The following is a 16,500-nucleotide window of genomic DNA, read 5'->3' as shown; positions in this document are numbered from 1 at the left end:
CTGGTTTTCCTCGGCGTGAGCGTTAGTGGGCAACAGCGGCAGCGCCGTGTTCGTCGATCAGGTGGCCGGTGTAGAAGCGATCCAGCGAGAACGGCGCATTCAGCGGATGCGGTTCATCTTTCGCGATCGTGTGCGCATAGGCCCAACCCGACCCTGGCGTCGCCTTGAATCCGCCCGTACCCCAGCCGCAATTGAAATAAAGCCCCTTGACGTCGGTCTTGCTGATGATCGGGCATGCATCCGGCGACACGTCCACGATGCCGCCCCACTGGCGGTTCATCCGCACGCGCGAGAACACCGGGAACATTTCGACGATCGCTTCGAGCGTGCCTTCGATAATCTGGAAACTGCCGCGTTGACCGAAGCCCGTGTACTGATCGACACCCGCACCGATTACCAGATCGCCCTTGTCGGACTGACTGATGTACGCATGCACCGCGTTCGACATCACCACCGTATTGACGACCGGTTTGATCGGCTCCGACACCAGCGCCTGCAACGGATGGCTCTCCAGCGGCAAGCGGATGCCGGCCATGTCGGCGAGCGTGGACGTATTGCCTGCCGCCACCACGGCGACCTTCTTTGCCTTGATGAAGCCCTTGGTGGTATCCACACCGACCACCTGGCTGCCGTCGCGGCGAATCCCGGTGACCTGGCAATTCTGCACGATGTCGACCCCATGCTGATCCGCACCGCGTGCAAAACCCCAAGCCACCGCATCATGCCGGGCCACACCGCCGCGCCGCTGGATCGACGCTCCGAGCACCGGGTAACGGCTATTCAGATTGATGGTCGGCTCGATTTCCTTGATCTGCTCCGGCGTGAGGAACTCGGCATCCACACCGTTCAGCCGGTTTGCATTCACACGCCGTTCTGTGTCGCGCACGTCCTGCAGCGTATGCGCAAGGTTCATCACGCCGCGCTGGCTGAACATCACGTTGTAGTTGAGGTCTTGCGACAGACCCTCCCACAGCTTCATCGCCTTCTCGTAGAGCGCGGCCGATTCGTCCCACAGGTAGTTCGAGCGCACGATCGTCGTGTTGCGCGCGGTATTGCCGCCGCCGATCCAGCCTTTTTCCAGCACGGCGATATTGCGCACGCCGTGCTCTTTCGCGAGGTAATAGGCAGTGGCGAGACCATGCCCGCCGCCGCCGACGATCACGACGTCATACTCGCGCCTGGGCTCCGGGCTCTTCCACTGACGCTCCCAGTTCTCGTGATACGACATCCCGTTGCGCAACAGGCTGAATATCGAATAGCGGCTCATCGTTGGTCCTTTGGGTCCTGTTGTTACTCTTTGCTTCCTGATCCGTTCAACACTCGATGACGTTCACGGCAAGACCGCCGCGCGACGTCTCCTTGTATTTGGTCTTCATGTCCGCGCCGGTTTCGCGCATGGTCTTGATCACGTTGTCGAGCGACACGTAGTGCTGGCCGTCGCCCTTCATCGCCATGCGCGCGGCGTTCAGCGCCTTGATCGCGCCCATGGCGTTGCGCTCAATGCAGGGAATCTGCACGAGGCCGCCAACCGGGTCGCAGGTCATGCCGAGGTTGTGTTCCATGCCGATTTCGGCGGCGTTTTCCACCTGGGTCGGCGTGCCGCCCATCACGGCGGCGAGCGCGGCAGCGGCCATCGAACAGGCCACGCCGACCTCGCCCTGGCAGCCCACTTCAGCGCCCGAGATCGATGCGGTTTCCTTGTAGATGATGCCGATCGCGGCTGCCGTCAGCAGGAAGGTGACGATGCCTTCGTCGTTCGATGCATGCATGAACTTCACGTAGTAATGCAGTACCGCGGGAATCACGCCGGCCGCGCCGTTGGTCGGCGCCGTGACGACGCGGCCGCCCGCCGCGTTTTCTTCGTTCACGGCCATCGCGTAGAGATTGACCCAGTCGAGCATCGACAGCGGATCGCGCAACGACTCTTCCGAGCGCGAACGCAGTTGCGCGCACAAGTCGGCGGCGCGGCGCTTCACGTGCATCGGGCCCGGCAGTTCGCCACGCACCTTGCAGCCACGTTCGACGCATGCCGACATGACCCGCCAGATCGTCAGCAAGCCTTCGCGCACCTCCTGTTCGGAGCGCGACGCGCATTCGTTGCGCAGCGTCACCTCCGCGATCGACAAACCGGTTTCACGGCACACGCGCATCAGATCGTCGCCGGTGCGAAACGGATACGGCACGTCCGCGCCGGCGCGCAGGCCGTTGACGCGATCGCCTTCGCGATTGATCACGAAGCCGCCGCCGATCGAGTAATACTCTTTCTCCACCAGCAGTTGGCCGTTTTCGTCGAAAGCCTGAAAACGCATGCCGTTCGGATGCACGACGCTCGAACCCGGCGCACCCGGCATCAGCTTGCGGAAGAAGCCCAGTTGTTCGCGCTCGTCGAATTTGACCGGGTGCTTGCCGAGCAGCATCAGTTGCTTCGTTTCGCGAATCGCTTGCAGGCGCGGCTCGATCACGTCCGGGTCGATCAGATCGGGCAGATTGCCTTCGAGGCCGAGCAGCACCGCCTTGTCCGTGCCGTGCCCCTTGCCGGTCGCGCCAAGCGAGCCGAACAGTTCGACCTTGACGCGGCGCACGAAGCCAAGCAGATTGGCGTCCTCGATATGCGAAGCGAAGCGGCACGCAGCGATCATCGGCCCGACGGTGTGCGAGCTGGAGGGACCGATGCCGATCTTGAACAGATCGAAAACGCTGACGTTCATGGTGTGCCTTGTACGTTGCGATACCAGATTTAGCGGGGTTGCCGGTTTGGCTTCAACTAGCCCCTATTGCACCGCACGTCAAATTGGACCGATAGAATAAAAACGGCATGACAGTGGGATAGTGACGTCAAGCGGAGCGCCGGTCACGCGCAGCGGCGCATTTGCGATGACTTCTGACGCATTTTCGACAGGCGCCGGACTTGCGGTTCGCGATGCTCGGAACAACGCTGAATGGGCCGCTATCCCCGGTGCTATGCTTGATTCAACTCTTTTCTTTCGCTGGCTGCATGCATGAATTCCGCTGAACCGCGTCCCCTTCAATCGATCGACGGCCCCTCGAAGCAGCGCATCCGCTTCGGCATCATCCTGCTGCCGAACTTCACGCTGACGGCGTTCTCCGGGTTCGTCGACCTGTTGCGCCTGTCCGCGGACGAAGGCGACTTCAGCAAACCCGTGCGCTGTTCGTGGAGCGTGATAGGGGAAACCCTCGCCCCCGTGCGTGCGAGTTGCGGGATCCAGATCACGCCGTGGGAAACCTTCGACAAGGCCGAGCCGTTCGATTACGTCGTGGTGGTGGGCGGCCTGCTGCATTCCGGGCCGGCCGCGAACGACGCAACGCTCGCCTTCATCCGCCGCGCCGCCGCTACCGACGCAACCCTGGTCGGCATGTGCACGGGCGTGTTTTCGCTGATGCGCGCGGGCGTGCTGGACGGCCATCGCATCTGCGTGAGCTGGTTTCACTACTGGGATTTCATCGAACGCTTTCCGGCGGTCAATGAAGAGACGCTGGTGGCGGACAGGCTGTTCGTGATCGACCGCCGGCGCATCACGTGTTCGGGTGGACGCGCGTCGATCGACGTGGCGGCGGCGATCCTGTTGCGCCACTTTGAAACGGCCACGGTACAGAAGGCACTGCGCATTCTGCTGGTCGACGATATGCAGAAAGGCAATGCGCCGCAGCCGCATCCGCCCGGACTTGCACCCGCCGCGCATCCGAAGGTGAAGCGCGCGATTCTGCTGATGGAACAGCACGTGGGCCGCTCGCTGTCGCTCGACGAACTGGCGCGCAAGCTCGATCTGTCACCGCGTCAGCTTGAGCGGCTCTTCAAGGCGGAAACCGGCAAGGCGCCGCAGGCCTACGCGAAGCAGGTACGCTTGCGCACCGCCGCGTGGCTGCTGACGAGTTCGGATAAGACGGTCGCGGACATTGCCTCCAGTTGCGGCTTTTCCGATGCCTCGCATCTGGGCCGCGAGTTCCGCAAGCAGTTCGGCCTGCCGCCGATGATGTACCGCGAGCAACGCGGCACGGCGGCGGAAGTCGATGACGGCTCGGGCTATGACGAGACTTTTCCGGGGCGGGCCCAGGCGATCTAGGCCCGAGCCCCTCTTACTGCCCTGCGACGTACGCCTTCACCGCCGGCAAGCCGTCCTTGCCATCAAACGTCTTGACACCGGCAAGCCACTTGTCGAGCACGCCCGGATTCGCCTTCAGCCAATCCTTGGCCGCCTTGTTCGGATCCGTCTTGTTCATGATCGGCAGCATCACGTGGTTCTCGATGTCGGTCGTGAAGTGCAGGTTCGACACGAGTTTCGCGACGTTCGGGCAACGCGTCGAGTAATCGGTCGGCACGACCGTCATCACTTTGGCTTCGCCGTAGTTCGGCCCGAACACGTCGTCACCACCGGACAGATAATCGATCTTCATCTGCACGTTCATCGGATGCGGTTCCCAGCCGAGAAACACGATCGGCTTCTTATCGCGAATCGCGCGATTCACTTCGACCAGCATGCCCGCCTCGCTCGACTCCACCAGCTTGAACTTGCCAAGGCCGAACTGGTTGCTGTCGATCATCTTCTTGATCAGCGCATTGCCGTCGTTGCCTGGTTCGATCCCGTAGATCTTGCCGTCGAGCTTGTCGTAGTTCTTCGCAATGTCGGCGAAGCTCTTGATACCCGCCTGATACGCGTAATCCGGCACCGCCAGCGTGTATTTCGCGCCGGTCAGGTTCGGCGTGGACAGCACGGTGAGCTGACCGGCCTTCCTGAACGGATCGATGATCGGATCCATGGTCGGCGACCAGTAACCGAGAAACACGTCGATCTGCTTGCTCTTCACGCCCGCAAAGGTGATCGGCACCGAGGCGATGGTTTTGGTCGGCTTGTAGCCGAGGCCTTCGAGCACCGTCGAAGCGAGACCGGTGGTTGCCGCAATATCGGTCCAGCCGACGTCGGCGAACCGGACGTCCCGGCAGGTGGCAGGTTCCACGGCAAAGACAGACGACACCGACAGCGCGCACAACGACGCAGCCCACAAACGTTTCATGGCGTTCCCTCAGGGTGATTGAAGCTAGACTGGTTTTATCAAGTGGATTTTCCAGGCGCGATGAATCGCGCCGACTTACTCGAAGCCAACTCTTTTACGTCAACCCGGTCACGCCGACAGCCGCCGCTCGACGCTTGGCGCGTGCCCAAACTGCGCGCGATAGGCCTTGCTGAAATGGCACGGCGAATGAAAGCCGCACACGGCCGTTACGCGTGCAATCGAAGCGTCCGTGTTGCGCAGCAGCTCGCGCGCCCGGCGCAAGCGCAAAGTCAGGTAGTAGTGCGTCGGCGATACGCTCAGGAACATCTTGAACATGCGCTGCAAATGACGTTGCGACAATTGCACGAGCCGCGCAAGCTCATCGAGCGATAACGGTTCTTCGATGTTCGCCTCCATCAGGCGCACGACTTCGATCAGTTCCGCCCGCGAGAAGCCCACCCGCGCATCGACCGGGATATGCTGATAGTCGGTCGAACCGCGAATCCGTTCGACGATGAACTGCTCGGACACCTGCGCCGCGACCGCATGGCCGAGGCGCGTGCCCACCAGGTTCAACATCAGGTCGAGCGGCGCGGTGCCGCCCGTGCACGTCAGCCGGTCACGGTCGATCACGAACAGCTCATCGGCGAAACGCACGTGCGGGTAGCTTTTGTGCAACGGCGACATATCTTCCCAATGCACGGTACAGCGATAACCGTCGAGCAGGTTCGCGGCCAGCAGCGCGTAGGGCCCGGTGCACAGTCCGCCCAGCGGAATCCCTTGCGACGCTACGTCCTGCAGCAACGCGATCACCGTCTCGTTCACGTAATCGCGCACATGCCAGCCGGCGCAGACGATCAGCACGTCCGGCATACCCGCTTCAGCGAGCGTCGTGGTCGGCTTCACGGTGATGCCGTTGCTCGCTCGCGCCGGCTCGCCGTCCGGCGTAATCACGGACCATCTGTAGTGCTGCGCGCGGCCGACATAATTGGCCATGCGCAGCACTTCGACCGCGCTCGTGAACGCGATCATCGAAAAGTTCGGCAGCGTCAGAAAACCAAAGTGCGCGAGCCCGGACAACGGCGAATCGGTTGGGGCCTCGACAGTAGGAATCGCGTCGCGCTTCATAGGCGGCTCAGCTGTGCTGCGCCGTCGGCGCGCGGCGCACCTTCATGACGCTGCGCAGGCCTGACAGCAGTGGCGCCCGCGCTGTGCCCGGCGAACGGCCGAAACTTTCGGTAATGCGGTCGAGAATGATCGCCAGCATCACCACCGAGAGACCGCTTTCGAAGCCAAGACCGATATCGAGCCGCTGAATACTCGCCAGCACGTCGTTGCCGAGACCGCCCGCGCCCACCATCGAGGCGATGATCACCATCGAGAGCGCCATCATGATGGTCTGGTTCACACCCGTCATGATCGACGGCAGCGCGTTCGGAAACTGCACCTTGTAGAGCAATTGCCAAGGCGTACAGCCGAACGCCTCGCCAGCTTCGACGATTTCGCGATTCACATGCTTGATGCCGAGCGACGTGAGACGCACAGCCGGCGGCATGGCGAAAATGACGGTGGAGAGAATCCCTGGCACGCGGCCAAGACCGAACAGCATCGCCGCCGGAATCAGGTAGACGAACGCGGGCATGGTCTGCATCAGATCGAGCACGGGTCGCACGATCATCTCGACGGTGCGGCTCTTCGCGGTCCAGATGCCGAGCGGCACGCCGAACAGCAGGCTGATCAGGGTCGACGAAAGCGTGAGGCCGAGGGTAATCACCATCTGGTCCCAGAAGCCGGTGCCATAGATCAGCAACATTGCCAGCAGCGTGAACAGCGCGAAACGCCAGCCAACCCGCCACAAACCGATTCCGACGAAAAACGCCATCAGAGCCCACATCGGCACGGCTTGCAGACCGTGCTCGATCAGCGCGGCAAAACTTTCGATAACCTTGCCGATCGAATCGAAGGTTTTCGCGTCGTGGTCGAGCAGGTAGTGAACGCCGTGATCGACCCAGGCGCCAAGTGGAATGACTTCAGACATGGGAACCTCGATGGCGCGTGAGAACGTGCAGCACGTTCGTCTTGTTGATCGAACCGCAGTAGGAGCCGTCCGCTTCGACGACCGGCAGCGGTGCGCGGCTCGCCACCACGCGTTCGACGACGTCGTCCAGAGGCGTGGTACGGCGGATGCACTCGATGTGATTGAGTTGCGGTGACGCACTGCCCATTGCATCGCGGCACACGAAGCCGCGAATCTTGCGCTCGGCGTCGAGCACGAACGCGTAGTCGGCGCTGCCGTTGAGCGTCGCGGCCACGCTCGAGGCGTCGATCTGCGGCGAATGCTGCATGAGCGGCACCGCGTCTGTCTGCATCAGGTCGCCGGCCGTCAGATAGCGGCTGGTGTCGATGCCTTCGAAGAACGCGCGCACGTAGTCGTCGGCGGGATTGGTGATGATTTCCTGCGGCGTGCCGATCTGCACCACCTTGCCGCCTTCCATGATCGCGATCCGGGTGCCGATGCGCATCGCCTCTTCCAGATCGTGCGAGACGAACAGGATCGTGCGTTGCTGCTCGCGTTGCAGATCGAGCAGCACGTTCTGCATTTCCTTGCGCTTGAGCGGATCGAGTGCGGAGAACGCTTCGTCCATGATCATCAGCGACGGATTGACGGCCAGCGCCCGCGCCAGACCCACGCGCTGCTGCATGCCGCCGGACAATTGGGCCGGCAGCTTTTCCGCGAACGGTGCGAGGCCGACCTGTTCAAGCACGGCCATGGCGCGCTTCTCGCGCTCCTTCTTGCCCACGCCCGCCACTTCCAGCCCGAAAGCCGCATTGGACAGCACCGTGCGCTGCGGCATCAACGCGAAGGACTGGAACACCATGCTCATGTCCTTGCGGCGCAACGCCGTGAGTTCCCGGCGCGGCACGCTCACCACGTCGCGGCCGTCGATCAGCACCTTGCCGGCCGACGGGTCGACGAGCCGATTGATCAGGCGAATCAGCGTCGACTTGCCGGAGCCGGACAGCCCCATCAGGACGAAGATCTCGCCTTCCTTGACTTCGAACGATACGTTGTGGACACCGACTATCTGACCGGTGCGCGCGAACACTTCTTCTTTCGTCGCGCCGCCTGCCAGCATGCCGATCGCCTGTTTCGGGTTAGTGCCGAACACCTTGCACAGCCCTTCGACCACGACCTTGGGGGAATTCATTGAATGCTCTCCGTGCGTGGCGGACGTCCGTCCGCGCTGTGCATACATAGTTGCCAGAAAAAAGTACGCCTAGCCGACTATTTGCGACAACCACATGTGGAAATACGACACCGCGGCCGCGCGGGTTCCGGCCGGCGGCGGCCAAAACCCGGCTGGACAAGGGTTTGCGGGGTATGGAGGGGGCTCGCCGTGCGTGTCGCGCCAGAGCAAGTCGGGGCGGTCCGGCGAAAAAACGCCTGAACCGGAGAAGCGGCGGGCGGACTTGCGGCGGTGCAGCAAGCGCACCGGTGCCCAGCGGGCATGGTAGCGCACCCGCGAATGGCGTGAACGACAGGGGTGGGAGCGGGATTGAGGCTGACGGCGTACCGTCTTCGAAATGACGAAAAAGGTCCTTCGCCTTCCCTAAGGAGAAGTTAAGGAAAACTGCTTATTGTGTAGACATGCGCTGGCCGGAAATGGCCGGTGCGGCACCCTCACCCAATTGGAGAACCGTCATGAAAGCACTCAAACACGTCATGCTCATCGCTTCGTTCATCGCGATCCCGACCCTGTCGTTTGCCCAGCAAATGAACACACCGATGAACGGCGCCACGCCCGCACCCGCCGTTTCGCTGCACGACACGCAGAACAGTCAGCCGGGCGCGCAAAATCAGCAACCGTCGCACAAGATGTCGGGCTACGGCGACAGCTCGGGTTACGGCGCACCTGCGACAAGCTTTTCACAATCGTCAACGATGCATTTCGCGGGCAAGAACTCGCGCCTGTTCAATCATTGAATACGCGCGATGACGGGCTGCGCTTGCCGCTCGCGAGCGAGGTCATTGCGGCGCCGGCGCTGCCCGATAGCCTCGCCGGCCGACGGCGAGAGCAAGTATGGCGGATACCGCAAGACTTGCCGCCACCACGTAGAGTCCGGCAGCATATCCCCCAGTCAGACTCTTCAGCCAGCCAATCGCAAATGGGCCGACAAAGCCGCCGAGGTTGCCGATCGAATTGATCATGGCAATACCGGCCGCCGCGCCGGCGCCCGATAGGAAGGTACTCGGCATGGCCCATAACGGCGCCTTCGCCGCACTAATGCCCACGTTCACGACGATCAGCGCAAGCACCACCGCGACGACCGTGTCCGCAAAGCCAGCCCATGCGAGCCCGACGCCTGCCGCGATGCATGGAATCACCACGTGCCACGTGCGCTCTCCCGTGCGATCGGAGTGGCGTGCCCACATCACCATGCCGAGCACGGCGAGCACGCTGGGAATCGCATTCAATGCGCCCGTGCCGAGCGCGCTGAAGCCAAATTGACGAATGATCAGCGGCGCCCATAAGCCGAGCGTATAAAGACCCGCGGACGTGCCGAAGTAAATCATCGACATGATCCACACACGCGGGTCGCGTAAGGCGGCGAGCGCGCCCGCTGCGTGGCCGGCTTGCGACTCACGTCCCGCGCGCTCGTCACGCAAGGTTGAGATCAGCCACGCTTTCTCGTCCGCGGCGAGCCATGCCGCTTTCTCCGGCGAATCAGTGAGCGCTTTCAACACGGTGAAACCGAGAATGACAGCGGGAATCGCTTCGATGATGAACAGCCATTGCCAGTCTTTCAATCCGAACAGCGCCGGCATCTGCATGATGGCGCCTGAGATGGGCGAACCGATTGCCGTCGACAAAGGCGCGGCCGCCATGAACGCCGCGGCCGCGACTGCACGTTGACGCGCGGGAAACCACTGGCTGAGATAGAGAATGATGCCGGGAAAGAAACCCGCTTCCGAGACCCCGAGCAAAAAACGCAGCACGTAGAACGAGTTCGGCCCAACAACAAACGCGGATGCCGCCGACACCAGCCCCCACGTCACCATCACGCGCGCAATCCAGATACGCGCACCGACCTTGTTCAGAATGAGGTTCGACGGCACTTCGAACAGGAAGTAGCCAAGAAAGAAGATGCCGCCGCCAAGTCCGAACATGGTCGGCGAAAGGCCCAGGTCCTTATTCATCGTGAGCGCGGCGAAACCGACGTTCACGCGATCGAGAAAGCTGACGAAGTAAAGCAGCATGACGAACGGCAAAATGCGCCACGTCAGCTTGCGAACCACGCGGGCTTGCAATTCATTGGCCATGCGAGTCTCCATTCTTTGAACCGCCCGTGACGTGTGCGTCCGGGCGGTATGTTCTTTTGAAATGCGTGCGTTGCGTGTTGCGTGTTGCGGGGTTCCGGATTCAGGCTGCCTTGAACTGCGCCGCCGGTTCCTCTGCGAGAATTGCGCAGACGGCATCGGTCACCTGCACGGTCGTCGCCGTGCCGCCAAGGTCGCCCGTGTGCAACGCCGGATCAGCGGTGATGCGTTCGATCGCGCTCATCAATTGCTGCGCGGCGGCCAGCTCGCCCAGGTGCTCGAGCATCATCACCACCGACCAGAACGTGCCGACCGGATTGGCGAGACCCTTGCCCATGATGTCGAAAGCTGAGCCGTGAATCGGTTCGAACATCGACGGATAGCGCCGCTCGGGATCGAGATTCGCGGTCGGTGCAATGCCGAGGCTGCCGGCCAGTGCCGCGGCCAGATCGCTAAGAATATCCGCGTGAAGATTGGTCGCGACGATCGTATCGAGCGTCGCCGGACGGTTGACCATGCGCGCGGTGGCGGCGTCGACGAGTTCCTTGTCCCATTTGACGTCGGGAAATTCCTTTGAGACTTCGAGCGCGATCTCGTCCCACATCACCATCGCGTGACGTTGCGCATTGCTCTTGGTAATCACGGTCAACAGCTTGCGCGGCCGCGACTGGGCGAGGCGGAACGCGAATCGCAGAATGCGCTCGACACCCGCGCGGGTCATCATCGACACATCCGTTGCCACTTCGATCGGATGGCCCTGATGCGCGCGTCCACCTACGCCGGAGTACTCGCCCTCCGAGTTCTCGCGAACGATCACCCAGTCGAGATCCTTCGGCCCGCAGCGCTTTAACGGTGCGTCGATACCGGCAAGGATGCGAGTGGGACGCACGTTCGCGTACTGATCGAAGCCCTGGCAGATTTTCAGGCGCAGTCCCCACAGCGTCACGTGATCGGGAATATGCGGGTCGCCCGCCGAGCCAAACAGAATGGCGTCCTTGTTGCGGATAGCGTCGAGCCCGTCGGCCGGCATCATCACGCCATGTTCGCGGTAGAAATCGCCGCCCCAGCCGAAGTTCTCGAACTCGAACTGAAAGGCGTCGCTTCGCGCGGCGATCGCTTCGAGAACGCGTTGGCCTGCCGGCACGACTTCCTTGCCGATGCCGTCGCCGGGGATGGTTGCGATGCGGTAGGTCTTCATGGGCGTCTCCTGGATGTTGAATGGTTGACCGCAATCCTAGAACGAGGACCGCTCGTGAAAACGCTGCTAAACTCAAAGCATCCTTAACCTGAAGTTAACAATGGGTTCTGATCGGAGATGCTCGCCGGCCTGCACATGGCCCCACTGACCGATCTGCTCATGGGCCCGCTTCTTAGCCCACTCCTCAGCCCGCGCATTGGCCCGTCGATTGCCCAACCAAGATGACCTCAGCGATACACCCGGACGACCTCGCCTTCTTCTCCACGCTCGCCGCAAGCGGCAGCCTGACCGCGGCTGCGCGTGAACTCGGTTTGAGCACCGCGGCCGTGAGCAAGCATCTGGCGCAAATGGAATCGCGTGCGGGCGTGTCGCTAGTCAACCGCACAACGCGGCGCATGAGTCTCACGCCGGAGGGCGAACTTTATCTGACCCGCGCACGGCGCATCCTGAGTGAAATGGACGACCTGGCCCAATTGCTCGGCGGTTCGCAGGCCGCGCCGAAAGGTTTGCTGCGCGTGAACGCGACCCTCGGCTTTGGCCGTAGTCACGTGGCGCCGTTGATTTCGCGGTTCGTGCGGCGCTTTCCCGAAGTGGACGTGCAGTTGCAACTCTCCGTCGACCCACCGCCGATCAGCGACGATGCGTTCGACGTGTGCGTGCGTTTCGGCGAACCGCCGGACGCTCGCGTGATTGCTCGGCGGGTCGCGTCCAACCGGCGGCTGCTTTGCGCATCGCCGGCGTATTTCGCTAAACGGCGTACGCCACGCAGCCCGGCGGAGTTATCGCAACACAACTGCATCGGCATCCGTCAGGGCGACGACGGCTATGGGCTATGGCGCCTAACCAGCGGACGCGGTTCAGCCGAAAAAACCGAGACGGTTCGCGTGCGAGGCAACCTCACCACCAATGACGGCGAGATCGCGGTGAAGTGGGCGCTGGACGGCCACGGCATTCTGATGCGGGCGGAATGGGATATCGCGGAGTATCTCGCCGATGGCCGCCTGATCCATGTCCTGCCGGAATACCGCACACCGGGCGCCGATATTTACGCGGTGTATCCGCAACAATTGCAAATGACCGCGCGGGTCAAGGCATTCGTCGACATGCTGATCGAGGCGCTCGGCGCGCGTTGAATCGATTCCGGGTAATTCTGCAATGCAGAACATCCACGTCACGCGGATAGGTGACAATTCAAACCGGATAATTCCCGCAATCTCCTTGTATTACATAGCCTTACGGTGCAAATCAAGCGCACTGAAAACGCCAGGTGTTTTCCCTATTCTGGCCTGCATTGCAGTCCAATCGAGCGATTTCCCCCGTTGACACAGCACGAACGGTCGTGCCAAATTGCGCCTGCATCCTGTGCGCAAGCACGCGACCAATGAACTCATAACCGCGCCGAGCCACCCCACAGATCAGGAGACAAGCCAGCAGGCAACCGGACTCGAAGTACGCTCCAGCAGACCCATTCTTTTGCAATCCTTAGCAGGTTGCGAAGGTCTTTCGTCGCCCATTGAAATCGCATCGCGCAACAGATCGCCAGAACCTTGCAGCACACGCATTACTTCGCCAGTTCACTCGATTCCAATAAACACGGAGACACGAAGCATGCAGGCAAGTTATCGCAATCGGCTTGGAACCATTCTTGGATTAGCCGGCGCATGCGCACTAGGCGCCGCCCAAAACGCCCATGCGCAAAGCAGCGTCACGCTGTACGGTATCGTCGACGGCTCCCTGCTCTACACCAGCAAAACACTCAACCCGGCAACCGGCCAGAGCGCCGGGCATCAATACTCGTTTACCGACAGCGGTCTGTCGGGTTCGCGCTTCGGCATGCGCGGCGCGGAGGATCTCGGCGGCAGCGTGCGCGCGATCTTCGAACTCGAAAGCGGTATCAGCATCGCCAACGGCTCGCTCAGCAATTCGAACGGCAACGAATTCGGTCGTCAGGCGTGGGTCGGCATAGATAGCCGCTACGGTACGGTCAAGGCCGGTTTGCAGTTCTCGCCTTTCTTCCTCGCGGTGTACGACTTCGATCCGCGCGAGATGTCGTACTTCGGCAGCGGGCTCGTCACCTACCTCAACAACGTCTATGTGACCGGGCTGTTCAACCCGAACGGCATTTCGTACACGTCGCCGGAAATCGCCGGTCTGCAAGCCAGCGCGATGATGGCGCTCGGCGGCACAGCCGGGGATTTTCAGGCGGGGCGCCAGTACTCGGCGAGCCTGCGTTATCACCTCGGCTCGCTGACCGTCGATGCCGCGCTTTACAGCGGCAACGCCGGCGGCAGCGCGGCATCGATCGCCATTCCGAGCGTGGTCGAATTCGACGGCCGCGCAATCGGCGCCAGCTACGTATTCAACAACCTGACCGTGAAGGCGTCCTACGTGCAGTACAAGGTGGCGGGGTCGTTTAACGATCGCGTCTATTCAGGCGGCGCCAGCTATCGCTTCACCCCCGCGCTGACCGTCGATGCGGGCGTGTGGGTCACGCGCGACGGCAACAACTCGTCGAACAATTCGATACTCGCGTCCACCGGGCTCGATTATTCGTTGTCGAAGGCTACCGTGGTGTATGGACAAGCGGGCTTCGTCACCAACCATGGCGCGATGCATACGGGCTTGTCCGTCAACAACGCATTGAACGAAGCGACCGGCACAACCGCCGGTGTGAGCCTCGGTATCCGGCACATGTTCTAGTCGCAGGTGCGCAACGCGAGAGGCCGGCGTGCCGCGCGAAACGGCACGCCGGACGGATCGTGCGGAATGGGGCGCTACAGATCGTAGCCGGGATTGCGCCGCGCCAGACGCCGCAGCAGGCCGGGCCACACCAGATCGGCGCCCTTGCCTTTGCTGACTAGACGCGCCTGCTCACCCATCGTTTCGATAATCGATTGCGGCACTTCGATCAGCTTGCCGCCGGCTTGCGCGAGGATCTGGATACGACATGACGTTTCGAACAGATACATCGCCTGAAACGCTTCGGCGACGGTGCGTCCACAGGTCAGTAGTCCGTGATTGCGCAGCATCATGTAATTGGCCTCACCGAGATCGGCGACCAACCTCGCCTTCTCCGCATCGCGCAGCGCGACGCCTTCATAGTCGTGATAGGCGAGATTCGTCAGCACGAAACCGGATTGCTGCGACAACGGCAGCAAGCCGGCCTCTTGCGCGGCGACCGCGATGCCATGCGCCGTATGTGTGTGCAGCACGCAGTTCACGTTGGGCCGCGCTTCGTGCACGGCGCTATGAATCACGAAGCCGGCAGGATTCACGTCGAACGGGGTCGGCATCACGGGCTGCCCCTCGTGGTCCACCTTGACCAGACTCGATGCCGTGATTTCCTCGAAGAACAGGCCGTACGGGTTAATCAGAAACTCATGCTCGCGGCCTGGTACACGTGCCGAAATATGCGTGAACACCAGGTCGTCCCAACCGAACAACGCCACCAGCCGGTAGGCTGCGGCGAGTTCGACACGGACCTGCCACTCTTCTGGCGACACCATCTGACGAACGCTGGGGATATCAAGTGCGGAATTCATGGAGACACCTTGAGCCAGGCGATGAGCATCATGTTGACGGCCGCTTTGTGAAGCATTCGCGCGCGGATGTGGGAGCGCGTTAGCGGTGATTCATTTCTGCATTGCAGAATACTGGTGCGCACAAAGTGAAGTCAAGCCGACTTTCTCTTTTTACCAGTGCCGCAACTGGGTGCGACGGCTACACCTTCTACCTATGCCGGATACGGGCAACGGCGCGGTTCCCGGGCGATGTTGATGGCTCCGTCAAACGCAGCAGCGTGAGGCATGCGCCATCTAAGTGACTTCCCTAATAATCTGCATTGCAGAACAATCAAATGGAAAAACCTATTGACGGAAAGCGAACGCCCGTGCCAAATTTCTCTCGCGCAGCCTTTGCAACTGACGCCGATGCGCGCGTGTTTCAAACCGTTCGCGAGCGTCGACAAACGTCGATCACGGCCGCCGGGTTCGGGCAGCGGCTGTTGTCCCGTCCGTAGTCAGGCGTGTGGCGATGCCTCCCTGGAAACCAGGGGAAGCACTGCACCGCGCGCCTTCCGTTGGAGGGTGTAAAAGCGTGGATATGTTTTTGCAGCAGGTTCTCAACGGGTTGACGCTGGGCGGCATCTACAGCCTCGTCGCGCTCGGACTCACACTGGTCTACGGCATTCTCGCGGTGCCGAACTTCGCCCACGGCGCGTTCTACATGGTCGGCGCGTTCGTCTCGTTCTACCTGATGAGCAGGCTCGGCTTGAACTATTGGCTTGCCATGATCGGCTCCGGCCTCGCGGTCGCCGTGCTCGCGATCCTCGCTGAACGACTGGTGTTCAATCCGCTGCGCAAATCGTCCGAATTGCATCCGATGATCGCCGCGATCGGCCTTCTGCTGTTTCTCGAAGCCGGCGCGCAGGCGATCTGGGGCGCGGATTTTCATCGCATGGCTACGCCCTACGCCGGAATCGTCGACCTCGGCGGCGTGACCGCACCGTTGCAGCGCCTCCTGATCATCGGCGCGGCGTTCGCGCTGGTGGTGCTGCTGCAACTCTTCCTCCGGTACACGGTGATCGGCTCAAGCATCATTGCGATGGCGCAGGACCGCGAAGGCGCCTCGCTGATGGGCATCGACGCCAACAAGGTGACGATACTGACTTTCGGCATCTCGGGCCTGCTTGCCGCCGTGGCGGCCACGCTGTACGCGCCGATCAACCTCGTCTATCCGGCGATGGGCCAACTGGTGATCCTGAAGGCCTTCGTCATCATCATTCTCGGTGGCATGGGCAGCGTGCCGGGCGCGATCGCGGGCGGCCTGATCATCGGCATGGCCGAGAGCTTCGGCGCGTTCTACATTTCGACCGACTACAAGGACATCATCGCCTTCGCGCTGCTGGTGGTGATTCTGTCGGTTCGTCCTCAAGGACTGTTCACCAGGGAACTGCGCGCATCGTGAAATCAGT

Annotated in this window: 14 protein-coding genes; 5 read left to right on the top strand and 9 right to left on the bottom strand. The window is 61.8% G+C overall.

All coding sequences use genetic code 11. The features are described from left to right. Nucleotides 1–22: 22 nt before the first annotated feature. Both AC57B6_RS19515 and AC57B6_RS19510 read right to left on the bottom strand, forming a co-directional pair. Nucleotides 23–1,267, bottom strand: a complete 1,245-nt coding sequence (locus tag AC57B6_RS19515; protein WP_028194427.1) for a sarcosine oxidase subunit beta family protein — start codon at nucleotides 1,265–1,267, stop codon at nucleotides 23–25. Nucleotides 1,268–1,313: 46 nt separating this feature from the next. Then, nucleotides 1,314–2,708, bottom strand: coding sequence for an L-serine ammonia-lyase (locus AC57B6_RS19510; protein WP_178370038.1), 1,395 nt, complete (start codon nucleotides 2,706–2,708; stop codon nucleotides 1,314–1,316). Between the two features lie 291 nt (nucleotides 2,709–2,999). On the opposite strand from AC57B6_RS19510, the gene AC57B6_RS19505 reads away from it, so the two are divergent. Next, nucleotides 3,000–4,082, top strand: coding sequence for a GlxA family transcriptional regulator (locus AC57B6_RS19505; RefSeq protein WP_030100609.1), 1,083 nt, complete (start codon nucleotides 3,000–3,002; stop codon nucleotides 4,080–4,082). Nucleotides 4,083–4,095: 13 nt separating this feature from the next. Here AC57B6_RS19505 and AC57B6_RS19500 read toward each other — a convergent pair whose 3' ends face one another. The 4 genes from AC57B6_RS19500 to AC57B6_RS19485 all read right to left on the bottom strand — a co-directional run bounded on the left by AC57B6_RS19500 (nucleotide 4,096) and on the right by AC57B6_RS19485 (nucleotide 8,219). Beyond that, the gene (locus tag AC57B6_RS19500) at nucleotides 4,096–5,031 is read right to left on the bottom strand and encodes a choline ABC transporter substrate-binding protein (RefSeq protein ID WP_046570569.1); all 936 of its coding nucleotides are present in this window, start codon (nucleotides 5,029–5,031) and stop codon (nucleotides 4,096–4,098) included. A gap of 108 nt (nucleotides 5,032–5,139) precedes the next feature. Then, on the bottom strand, nucleotides 5,140–6,138 hold the full coding sequence (locus AC57B6_RS19495) for a GlxA family transcriptional regulator (RefSeq protein WP_496421932.1): 999 nt from the start codon (nucleotides 6,136–6,138) through the stop codon (nucleotides 5,140–5,142). Nucleotides 6,139–6,145: 7 nt separating this feature from the next. Further along, on the bottom strand, nucleotides 6,146–7,048 hold the full coding sequence (gene choW, locus AC57B6_RS19490) for a choline ABC transporter permease subunit (protein ID WP_028194422.1): 903 nt from the start codon (nucleotides 7,046–7,048) through the stop codon (nucleotides 6,146–6,148). Then, nucleotides 7,041–8,219, bottom strand: a complete 1,179-nt coding sequence (locus AC57B6_RS19485; RefSeq protein ID WP_028194421.1) for a quaternary amine ABC transporter ATP-binding protein — start codon at nucleotides 8,217–8,219, stop codon at nucleotides 7,041–7,043. Before AC57B6_RS19485 ends, choW begins: the two co-directional genes overlap by 8 nt. A gap of 494 nt (nucleotides 8,220–8,713) precedes the next feature. Here AC57B6_RS19485 and AC57B6_RS19480 point away from each other — a divergent pair, with 494 nt between their 5' ends. Further along, a complete protein-coding gene (locus AC57B6_RS19480) occupies nucleotides 8,714–8,995 on the top strand; it encodes a hypothetical protein (RefSeq protein WP_496421931.1) in 282 nt (93 codons plus the stop codon). Nucleotides 8,996–9,037: 42 nt separating this feature from the next. Here AC57B6_RS19480 and AC57B6_RS19475 read toward each other — a convergent pair whose 3' ends face one another. Continuing rightward, nucleotides 9,038–10,333 carry an MFS transporter gene (locus AC57B6_RS19475; RefSeq protein WP_496421930.1) on the bottom strand — a complete coding sequence of 432 codons (1,296 nt, stop codon included), beginning with the start codon at nucleotides 10,331–10,333 and terminating at the stop codon, nucleotides 9,038–9,040. A 100-nt stretch (nucleotides 10,334–10,433) separates the two neighbouring features. Further along, nucleotides 10,434–11,528, bottom strand: a complete 1,095-nt coding sequence (locus AC57B6_RS19470) for a tartrate dehydrogenase (RefSeq protein ID WP_496421929.1) — start codon at nucleotides 11,526–11,528, stop codon at nucleotides 10,434–10,436. A 221-nt stretch (nucleotides 11,529–11,749) separates the two neighbouring features. Between AC57B6_RS19470 and AC57B6_RS19465 the strand changes: the two genes are divergently transcribed. Continuing rightward, nucleotides 11,750–12,661, top strand: a complete 912-nt coding sequence (locus AC57B6_RS19465; RefSeq protein WP_030100616.1) for a LysR family transcriptional regulator — start codon at nucleotides 11,750–11,752, stop codon at nucleotides 12,659–12,661. Nucleotides 12,662–13,136: 475 nt separating this feature from the next. Further along, nucleotides 13,137–14,228, top strand: a complete 1,092-nt coding sequence (locus tag AC57B6_RS19460; RefSeq protein WP_216750497.1) for a porin — start codon at nucleotides 13,137–13,139, stop codon at nucleotides 14,226–14,228. 74 nt (nucleotides 14,229–14,302) lie between these two features. Here the strand turns inward: AC57B6_RS19460 and AC57B6_RS19455 are convergent, their stop codons facing one another. Then, nucleotides 14,303–15,070, bottom strand: a complete 768-nt coding sequence (locus AC57B6_RS19455; protein WP_216750496.1) for a class II aldolase/adducin family protein — start codon at nucleotides 15,068–15,070, stop codon at nucleotides 14,303–14,305. 559 nt (nucleotides 15,071–15,629) lie between these two features. On the opposite strand from AC57B6_RS19455, the gene AC57B6_RS19450 reads away from it, so the two are divergent. Then, nucleotides 15,630–16,493, top strand: a complete 864-nt coding sequence (locus AC57B6_RS19450; RefSeq protein ID WP_253958692.1) for a branched-chain amino acid ABC transporter permease — start codon at nucleotides 15,630–15,632, stop codon at nucleotides 16,491–16,493. Nucleotides 16,494–16,500: the final 7 nt, after the last annotated feature.

This window comes from Paraburkholderia sp. BGA-UO-ETr-F12, from assembly GCF_059567945.1.
Note: the sequence above shows the minus strand (reverse complement) of the source record. Positions and strands in the feature narration are given on the sequence as shown.